This is a genomic window from Nonomuraea sp. NPDC050540, assembly GCF_044457485.1.
Lineage (GTDB): Bacteria > Actinomycetota > Actinomycetes > Streptosporangiales > Streptosporangiaceae > Nonomuraea.
Genome location: NZ_JBITHA010000059.1, coordinates 1 through 1032, shown reverse-complemented (window position 1 = coordinate 1032; position 1032 = coordinate 1). Strand labels below are relative to the sequence as shown.

Below are 1032 nucleotides of genomic sequence, written 5' to 3'. Positions count from 1 at the left end.
TGCTTTGTGGTCAAGTCCTCGGCCTATTAGTACCGGTCAGCTCCACACGTTGCCGTGCTTCCACCTCCGGCCTATCAACCCCATCGTCTCTGGGGGGCCTTACCCACTCTCGTGGTGGGAGACCTCATCTCAAGGCGAGCTTCCCGCTTAGATGCTTTCAGCGGTTATCCCTTCCGAACGTAGCCAACCAGCCGTGCACCTGGCGGTACAACTGGCACACCAGAGGTTCGTCCGTCCCGGTCCTCTCGTACTAGGGACAGCTCCTTTCAAGTCTCCTGCGCGCGCAGCGGATAGGGACCGAACTGTCTCGCGACGTTCTAAACCCAGCTCGCGTACCGCTTTAATGGGCGAACAGCCCAACCCTTGGGACCTACTCCAGCCCCAGGATGCGACGAGCCGACATCGAGGTGCCAAACCATCCCGTCGATATGGACTCTTGGGGAAGATCAGCCTGTTATCCCCGGGGTACCTTTTAGCCGTTGAGCGACACCGCTTCCACATGCCGATGCCGGATCACTAGTCCCAGCTTTCGCTCCTGCTCGACCCGTCAGTCTCACAGTCAAGCTCCCTTGTGCACTTACACTCGACACCTGATTGCCAACCAGGCTGAGGGAACCTTTGGGCGCCTCCGTTACTCTTTAGGAGGCAACCGCCCCAGTTAAACTACCCACCAGACACTGTCCCCGATCCGGATCACGGACCAGAGTTAGACGTTCAAAACGACCAGAGTGGTATTTCACCAATGACTCCACCATCACTAGCGTGACAGCTTCCCAGTCTCCCACCTATCCTACACAAGACGTTCCAAACGCCAATGTCAAGCTGTAGTGAAGGTCCCGGGGTCTTTCCGTCCTGCTGCGCGTAACGAGCATCTTTACTCGTAGTGCAATTTCGCCGGGTCTGCGGTTGAGACAGCGGGGAAGTCGTTACGCCATTCGTGCAGGTCGGAACTTACCCGACAAGGAATTTCGCTACCTTAGGATGGTTATAGTTACCACCGCCGTTTACCGGCGCTTAAGTTCTCACCTTCGC

Annotated in this window: 1 rRNA gene; it reads right to left on the bottom strand. The window is 57.0% G+C overall.

Going from position 1 to position 1032, the window contains the following annotated elements:
• Positions 1 to 6 precede the first annotated feature (6 nt).
• Positions 7 to 1032, bottom strand: a 23S ribosomal RNA gene (locus tag ACIBI5_RS54295); the annotation flags it as partial.